Source organism: Pseudomonas californiensis (genome assembly GCF_021147775.1).
GTDB lineage: Bacteria > Pseudomonadota > Gammaproteobacteria > Pseudomonadales > Pseudomonadaceae > Aquipseudomonas > Aquipseudomonas californiensis.
In genome coordinates this window covers 1-6,887 of record NZ_JAGTPK010000075.1, presented here as the reverse complement: position 1 = coordinate 6,887, position 6,887 = coordinate 1, and the positions used below count along the sequence as shown (strand labels likewise).

Annotated in this window: 3 protein-coding genes; 1 reads left to right on the top strand and 2 read right to left on the bottom strand. The window is 58.8% G+C overall.

Going from position 1 to position 6,887, the window contains the following annotated elements; genetic code table 11:
* Nucleotides 1-271 (top strand): type II toxin-antitoxin system RelE/ParE family toxin (locus KDX37_RS28520; RefSeq protein ID WP_231656541.1); only part of this gene is annotated, 271 nt, incomplete at its 5' end.
* Nucleotides 272-471: 200 nt separating this feature from the next.
* On the opposite strand, the gene KDX37_RS28515 is transcribed toward KDX37_RS28520, so the two are convergent.
* The gene (locus KDX37_RS28515; protein ID WP_231656540.1) at nucleotides 472-6,210 is read right to left on the bottom strand and encodes a type III effector; all 5,739 of its coding nucleotides are present in this window, start codon (nucleotides 6,208-6,210) and stop codon (nucleotides 472-474) included.
* Between the two features lie 353 nt (nucleotides 6,211-6,563).
* The coding region (locus tag KDX37_RS28510) for a hypothetical protein (protein ID WP_231656539.1) at nucleotides 6,564-6,887 on the bottom strand (324 nt) is incomplete at its 5' end.

The following is a 6,887-nucleotide window of genomic DNA, read 5'->3' as shown; positions in this document are numbered from 1 at the left end:
GCTAGTTGAGTGGCTTCCACAAGCTTTGGAGGCACTGGAGGAAATCGCCGGCTACCTAGCCGAGCGCAACCCTTATGCTGCCGAGCAGATGCAGGCCACCCTTGAGGCCACGGTCGAGGCTCTCCCCCTGCACCCTTACATCCACCGTCCCGGCCGTGTTCCAGGAACGCGCGAAGCGGTTGTGCATCCCAACTACCTGGTTGTCTACCGCGTCGGTACAGAGCGCATCAGCATCTTGGACGTCCTGCACGCCCGCCAAGAGTACCCCTAGCTGCCGTCGACAAGATTCCGGCCACTACAACGACTGAAATCAGTTCAGCTTAACGTACTTTAAAATCCTTTTTCTGAGGCGGCCCCCAATACAAAACAAAACGCCCCGAACAAGTCGGGGCGTTTGCTTGGGCCTTCATCAGTGTGTTTTCACACAGTCTGCTCAGGTCGCTTCCTTTGTTGTTTCAGTGAGCAACGGGATTACCGCGGCATGTTATCGAGTTCGCCCCACGCCATATCACGCACGGCATCGCTGAAGCTGCGCTCACCTTCGAGGGCAACGCGGTTTGCCTGGTCCAGGCGCTTGGCAGTAGCGTCCATTGCTTGCCGCTCGCCGAGCAAGTCGGCGCGCAGCCGCTGCAGCAATGATGTGGTGTGTCGAAGCTCCATCGCCCTCTCTTCGCTATCCAGACCGCCCTCCTGAGCACCGCTTTCACGTTGCATCAGCAACGCTTCCCGGCGAGCGACCAGGTCATTCACTTGTGATGAGATACTGTTAAGTTCAAGTCCTGTTGCCGTGCTGGCTTCCCCCCCTCTGTCAGCCAGTATTTCCATGGCATGTCCGAGCGAACGCCGACTTTTTTCAACACTGAGCACTTGGTCCAAAGCCGAAGCTTCCTTCTGCCTGGTCTGCTTGCCGGGTATCGAGTAGACCACTTGGATAGCCTGGCGCATGGCCTTTACAGCTTCATCCAGTGCCTGATGATTTCGTTTGAGCGACGCAAATGCACCCCGCACACGTCCTCCATCTGCGTCGCGGTCCTCAATTTCAGGCAATGGCAATTCAGGAATGCGCAAAAGCAGCCGGTCTATAAGCGCGGACGCCATCCCATAAGCCTGCTGGAACGAACTGATCGCATTCGCCTCACGTTCATGCGCAGTATTCATACGCTGGACTTTAACGTCGAGTTCTCGCGCAATGTCATCGGTTGTCAGCGCAGCAGCATCCCCTGCGGTGCGCAACGGCGGCTCTTTGCGCGGCGAAGGGGGGCCATACGGAACTTCACCGGCCTGGGTTCTCTGCCCCAGAGCCTGAATACCGGATTGCTGTAATGCTCGTAACGGCGACTGCAACGCCCTGTTTCCGGCCTCCAGCAATTCAACCCCTTGCAGACCGTCATACAGACCGTATCGGAACTGGATTTCCGCTTCGAACAACTGATGCGAGGTCGCGCCTGTGGCCGACACATTCAGCAGCGGCAGCCCTATTCTGGAGGTCACGGGGTTTTCATCGGTGTTATGGACGGCGATCGCCGCTAGCCGATAAAGGTCAGGCGTGGCTTGGATCTTGTCCAGAACGCCGCGCCAATTCAATTCACTTTCCGAGGACCCTGGCAAATCGAGCGCACGTGCCGAAGCCTGCTGCTCGCGCGCCAGTAGCGCATCATTGATGGCGAACCTCGCCTGCGGGCGCATCTCGAAAACGTAACGCACCTGATTGACCTTGGGCAACGACTGGAAACTCAGCATGACTTGATCAAGCCCCGGCACCTGGCGACGCAGCTCCGCCAGATCGTTCAGCTTGCTGCCAAGCCCCAGATGACCGATGGCGTGAAAGACCACCGTTTCCAGCGATTCACGCCCGAACAGGTTGAATTCCACGCGCGCGCCGGGAATGGCTCGGGCGTGATTCTGGACGGCGCTTTGTTCCTGCTGACGCAACTGATGCAGCATCTCCACGATCGAGGCGCGCTCGATTTCGGAGCTCGCCCGCCATACGCTGTTGCCGGCGCTCGCCATTTCTCTGGCCGCATCGAGACGCTGACGGCGCAACGCCTTTCCATCCATGGCACCGATGGCTTCCACGCTGCGCGCCTTCGGGCCTTGTATGCGGTCAATCACCTGTTTGATGGTCGCGATACGCTCGCCGGGCCTGGTCGGGTAATCGAGCGCGCCCAACTCTGCGATGTTGTCAGGAAAGGCTTTGGCAAGGCGCTGGCGCATCTGGCTCCACTCCCCGGCCGTAACAGGCTTGGCAACTTCGGTATCGAAGGTGCGTTTATAGCTGGCCGTCGACAGGAAGGGGCCGCGGCGCTTGTCGTCAACCGCAGCATCGGTCGGCAACTGCACATCGCTTGACGCAACGCGGATGCCGGCGAGCTGCAGATTACCGTTCCCGGTGGACGCATTTATCAACTTTTGCGGGTTATCGCCCAGCGCGGAAGACAGCGCGCCGCCCAGATTCAGGCTGCTATTGAATTCAAGGTTGAAATCCGTGCGGCCCTGAAATTCCAGACCGATGATATCGGCCCAGGCGTGATCCAGATGTAACTCCATTTGCCCCCAGTGCGCGCCAGCCTGAGCCGTCCCGCCTATCGACAACGCCCCCGACGCAGTGCTGCGCCGATTGTCGGCGCCAGAGACGGCTGCCCCTGCCGCCGGCTTCTGTGGTCCATATTTCTGGCTCAGGCTGAAGGGCGATACGCTGACGTTCGCCCCCACTGAGGCATTCACATTGGTTTCGAACAGATCCAGACCAATCGAACCACCGTTCACACCTGTGCGCAGGATTTGGGTGCTGTCAGGGTGATTGACATCGAACAGCAGCCGCACGAAGTCGGAGATCGTCGAAGGCGCGATGATCACGGCGGCGCCCTGACCATGCTGGTACGCACCGGATATACCGAGGTTGCCGGAGCCTCCCCAAGTCGAGTTCATCGAGCGACCCGGCCGCGAATCGAGAACACGTCCGCCGCTGCCAGGGCCTGGCTTGAAGTCGATTCCGACCCCGGACGTCGCTGATACGGAGGCTTTGGCATGGCGCACAAAAAAAGCGACCAGCCCGGCGTCGCCATCCTTGCCATCGCCGATGCGCTCTACGCCGAGCACCTGAAGCGCCTCGCCCGTTACGCCGACGCTAAACGCATTGAGGTGTTTCCAGTCAGCCGATCCCAACGAACCGCGCAATTCCAGACCACGCGATTGCGTCGAGAAGAAGGTGCTCCGGTTGAACAGATCCAGGAGCAAATCGGACATGCGCGCCGCCATTTCGTCCGGCGCGGCATTGGGCGGCAGGCCAAGATTTTTGAGCAACTGGGTACGGCGTGCCGAGCCCGACAACGTTATCTGTTCGCGAAACGTCGTCACCACATCATCGAAGGCCGCTAATTGCACCCACGAAGACAGACCGAGTTTGCACAATGCCGCAAGCCTGGCATCTTGCTGAAGCCGCTCCGTCATTTCCAGCGCCTGCGGGTCGGTGCTCGTCAACAGCGCATCATAATCCGCTAAAGCTGCAATCAGCCCTGCTGTTCGCAAGCCGTGTGGCGCATGGCTGCTGGCACTGTCAGCGCTTCCATCATCCGCCGGCAAGCGTACGCCAGCACGCATCATTTTTTCACTGACCTCGCACAAGACGCTCAACAGCTCAGCCTCACGTTCGCCCATTCGATCAGGGTGCAGCGCCGCGCCACCCGCCAAGGCTTTAATACTCTGATTCAGGTTCGGCAAAATATCTTCTGATCTGGACAAGCCGACCGAAGACAGCGCTTTATTCACTTGCGAATGCTGTCGTCGCCACAGTTCGGCCAGCCGGAACGTTGGCGTAGAGGTGGTAGAAACCAAACCGTCCGCACTGTCACCGTCCCCCATATCGCCCATGATCACGCCTTCATGAAAGCCGATCTTGCGCAAGTCGCGTAACAGCGCTTCCAGCTTTTCTTCTCGCAGCGTCAACAAGCGTTGCGTTTGCTGATGTGACAGCCCGAACTTTTCCCCGTCGGACGGCCCTACGGCTGAAGCAAACCGCACTTGTGCGAGCGTCGGCAGCTGCTCGAACAGTATTTTTCCTGATGCATAAGCCTGTTTCGCCTCATTATGGAAAGTGGCCAAGCGCTTCTCCTGAGGCGTAGGCGGCAGGACGACACCCAACGTGTGCGCCATGGAACGCATTGCGCTGTTCGCCACGGAGCCCAACACATCCCTCGTCAACGCACCCACCTGAGCGCGGGTCGTATCAACCACTGCCTTTACGCTCGACGCCATCGTCAACGGGTTGTTGGCTGTTGTACCCGCCAGCGTCGTAACCACCGAAGCGTCATGATGCGGCGTGCTGAGACGACTGGCTTGCTGTTGATTGGCGAGGGCGTTGCTACCCGCAAGGAAGTTCTCCGTCGGCAGTTCATCGCTATCCGGCTCAGGCTTGACGCGTGCCGGCAAGGATCGATTGTCGTGCGATGTCATTGACGGCAGCAACGTGTGCCAGTTTTCTCCCAGCTGTAATTGTATTTGCCCTGTTCGAGTAGCGCGAAGACTTGAAGGGTGAACACTACCCGGCAGAATTATCGGCACCGGCTCCCAGCTGTCTTTCGCGTTCAATCGTTTCAACTGGGGGCGGTGGCTATGGGGGTGATGCAGCACGAGCAACTGATCGCTGAGCCCTACGGCGATGGCGATGGGGCGCTGCAACGCGGGAAGTCGGCGGGTTCGGCTATCCGCATCGGCAGCCATGAATCGCCCCGATTCCGTCAGCGCGACGACCCGGCGATTACCGTGAACCGCCAGCGCCTGTACGGGCTCGCCAAACTGCGCGATAAGGCTGGTGCGTAACGTGATCGTATCCGGTATCACCGCCAAAGGACCGCCCGCAGGATGACGCGGAAGTTCGGCATCGCTCGGCAACCAGGATGTACGCCCCTCCAGTTTGAGCTCGACGACCTGCCGGGCGTCCCCCCGTAAAGCGAAAACCGGTTTCCTGTCGATAAACCCCAACGGGCTGGAATAGAGAGCGGTCACACCCGTCAGCGGTTCGCCGCCCGACTGCTTTAGCCGTTCCCAAGGCTGATCAGGAGCCGCTTTATAATGCAGCACGCCGTCGATATGCCCCAGCTGCGCATGACCATCAAGCGGAACGTGCGACTGCACTGCTGCTTCCGACGGAACATGCAGCCCCTCGGTGTAGAGCAGCAGCAACGGACGATCCAGCAGATACGCAGGACGAAACAGCGCCTCGCCTGGCGCTCGCTGCAAGCTCATGCGCCGCCCGTTCTGATCCTGCAGCATCAGGTGAACCGTGTCGTCTCGGGACAATCCCATAGCGGTCACGGCCCAACCTTTCCCTTGGGCAAAATCGCCGGGTAATTTCAGCCGGTGGGCTTCAACAGGTCCTGTGCCTTTCAGATCGGCCTGATAAATGCGTCCTTTGTCATCGAGGATCAGCGCAGCGGTGCCACCCGGCAACGGCAGCAAATCAACGGGATGCGCCGGACTCTGCTCGCTCCCCAAGGCGCCAGCTTTTGGCCGCCAAAGCTCGACTGGACGGGAAATGCCATCTGAATGCACCGCGCCCTCATGCAGCCCGTGCACCTGACCACCCGCGCCAATGCGCAGCGCCGCGCCTTCAGGAAGCCGTTCAGTGATTATGGACTCGGCAGACGCGTCAGTTGCGCGCCACAGTTGTTTACCGGTGTGTAGATATACCTCGCCATCCGCCTGCAAACCAATCATTCGCAGGGGCTCTCGGGGGTTCATGCCTGGCAGCGTCAACGGCGTCCAGCGCTCTTCCATATTGGCGGTATGAACCACACCGCCGCGCTCCAGATAGGCTCGATCATGGGAGGACTGCCAGACCCCGGTCAATAACCCTACTGGAGGTTCAGCAAGCCGGGCAGCCACAGCATCGGCGGTGATTTCCCCGCTGATGCCATGTTCCATCTCGGGATGGACCGTCAACACGGCCATCAACATGCCCGGCACAGAGGTGAAAAACGCCTCATTGCGCGGCGCCAGCGGTTCCGTCTTCACGGCGGTGTAACGCACCAGCTTGCCATCGTTACCAAGACTGGTCTCGCTTTGAACCGACGGTCGCTTTGCCAGCCAGGCATTAATGACACTCTCTCCCTCCGTATGACTTGCGACCCGAACATGCCTTCCGCGTTGTGACGGCACGGCTTGCAGTCCAAGCGTCTGGCTATTCAAACTGGCATGAGTCCGATTTCGCATGCCGCCCTTGCGAGATGACTCGCTGTCAGCAGCAATGGGTGAAGGCTCTGGCGATGGAGGGGGATTGGCCGCGGGCGCGGCACTTTCGGTATGTTGAAGCGCTGGAATGGCAGTCAATCCGGAAGAGGTAACCTTTACCATATTTATTATTAAACTCCTGTATATTAATTTTATATCCCGTTTATTACCCACGAAGCACCAACGGCATCATGCCGAAGAGAACGCGGTCTACATCTCCGTTACACGCTAATGACCCGGAACACTGTGAGTTCTACCGATTAGAGCTTTCTCCGTTGCGGTAATAAACGACAGTCATTTAAGTGGTGATACAGCCAGATCGGTTCCCGCGATTGTCATAAAATCGTCACAAATCCGCCCGGCCGGGCCTGAGCCATACACATGTTTTTTGCATGCAAACCGATCAAAAGATCGTTCAATCGTGTGGGGTTTGCAGGGTTTGGACCGGACTTGCGTCGGTGAACCGGGCAAAAGCCAAGGCAAAGCAGACCCGTCTCCAACGCGCCGGGCATACTACCTTCGTGCCCGATACCGACTTTTTCTTCGATGTCGATCCTTTGGGTAATGTCGATCTTTGTAGTGGCTGCCAGACAGCGTATCTGAACGACAGGTTTCCCGACGCTTCTTGCGTAAGCGTTTCGATGAGAGAAGGGCCAGGC

Excerpts from the sequence above, each read along its gene's own strand:
- KDX37_RS28515 (WP_231656540.1), bottom strand. The coding sequence starts at position 6,210 with ATGCGAAATCGGACTCATGCCAGTTTGAATAGCCAGACGCTTGGACTG.